The 1,679-nt window shown below is 38.7% G+C and carries 3 protein-coding genes; all 3 read left to right on the top strand.

Features of this window, described 5'->3' with window-relative positions; all coding sequences use genetic code 11:
• Nucleotides 1-153: 153 nt before the first annotated feature.
• The 3 genes from ACSLUK_RS19880 to ACSLUK_RS19870 all read left to right on the top strand — a co-directional run bounded on the left by ACSLUK_RS19880 (nt 154) and on the right by ACSLUK_RS19870 (nt 1,572).
• Nucleotides 154-534, top strand: coding sequence for a hypothetical protein (locus ACSLUK_RS19880; protein ID WP_448550541.1), 381 nt, complete (start codon nt 154-156; stop codon nt 532-534).
• Nucleotides 535-648: 114 nt separating this feature from the next.
• A complete protein-coding gene (locus ACSLUK_RS19875; protein WP_448550540.1) occupies nt 649-1,053 on the top strand; it encodes a hypothetical protein in 405 nt (134 codons plus the stop codon).
• Nucleotides 1,054-1,173: 120 nt separating this feature from the next.
• Entirely contained in the window at nt 1,174-1,572 is a 399-nt protein-coding gene (locus ACSLUK_RS19870; RefSeq protein WP_448550539.1) for a hypothetical protein, read from the top strand.
• The last annotated feature ends 107 nt before the right edge of the window (nt 1,573-1,679 follow it).

Here is a 1,679-nt window from a genome sequence, read left to right as displayed (position 1 = left end):
TAAATCTAAATTGGAAGTAAGTAAAGCAAACAAAAGAATTAATCGTGATTCGCCATAGTTTGTCATTTTTAGTTGCAAACGGCGCAATAAAATTGCCAAACTAAGCTCACACATTATTCAGGCGTTATATTTTTTTAGTATTGGAGTATCCAAATGGCTCAAGGCACCAATAAGAAGTTACTGGCTAAGAAAGTTCGAAAGGGCGATAAAGGCTATCCGATTGCAACTATTGCCTTTTATGGCCCCAACAATATTGTTGCGACAAAAGTGGTTTGCTCGATTATTGGCTATGATGGCGCAGAACCTGAACCAATGAAGAAATGGTTTTCTTCCACTGATCTTCGAAAGTCAGAAGAAGTTATAAGTGAAGTTTTAGGCTTTATCGACGAAAATGGAGCTAAATCGGTGAGTATGGTCGAAGAGATAATCGGCTGCCCTCACGAAGAGGGTATTGATTATCCCGTTGGTGGACATTGTCCTAAATGTGTTTATTGGAAAGGTCGGGATAGATTTAGCGGTGAGATGCTGCATTAAAAAAATAACAAACCGATAAAGGAAAGACTCGTCACGGCTTGCTCGAGTTCGTTACTCACTGATATTAGCAAGCCTAAACTCGCTTCTTATTGGGGCGTTATATTCCCGGAGACTATGGACTCACTACACGACTACAATATTTTTAAATATGAAGTTCTTTCGTCGGAACGGCAAATCGTATTCCATACGAAAGACCATCACGGAGATACGGAGGCAATTGTAACTTTTAGTGGGGTTTCTGGTCATCTTCTTGAGCATGGATTAGAGGGAAACATCGTACTAGACTTTGACGAATACGAAGACATAGATCAGTTTTATTCCCACTTCGAAAATGGGCTCAAGCGATATCAAAAATACGGTTTGCCGCTCAAAACAGAAAATAGCGACTCCTTTCTTTTCTCTATGAAGTCGCTCTGTCTAAAAGCTTATGTACTTTCTACTTCGTACGGGTTACATGGCTGGATTTTGGCAAAGACAGTGCAAGTGGAATATAACAAACTGATAAAGGAAGGGACATAAAACAATTGGCTTGGCATTCGTGCCTCGCTAAAGTATAACCAATTATTTTATTGCCTCTTATCGAGGTGCTAGCAACGCTTCTGGCATGTGGAAATATCTATAATTTATAAGGAAATTTAAATGATAAAAACTATCAAAATTAGTCTTTTCACTCTTGTTGCTTTGGTTTCAAACAACGGTTTGGCAAATGATTTCTCTCCAGATTTTATAAAAAATGAAATTCAAATGGCTCATACTCAATATTTGAAGGGGTCATCTGAAAGCGGGCTTTACGCGCTCCACGCCTTAACAAGAATTCTGGAATCAACTGAGTCCAGTGATAAACTTGATCCAAATAACCTCTCATTTACTTACCTTAGAATAGGCTTGTTACATGAAAAGATGGGTCGTGCATCTAAAGCAAATGAATTCTTTAATAAAGCAATGAAAAACTATATAGGTAGTAACGCTAACATAGCCCAGCTCAAAGAGGTTGCTCTTTTGTTGGATGAAAACGCAGCTAACACATATGAGCCGTAACTCTGTCAATAAGCAATAGTGTTTTTTTTGCCCGTTTCAAGTCAGTGACGGGCAAGGTTAAATCAATAAGCAAACTCGTTTACTTCGTCTGTCGATGTGGTCGTTAA

This window comes from Thalassotalea fusca (assembly GCF_053485835.1).
This window is presented reverse-complemented; position numbering and strand designations above follow the sequence as displayed.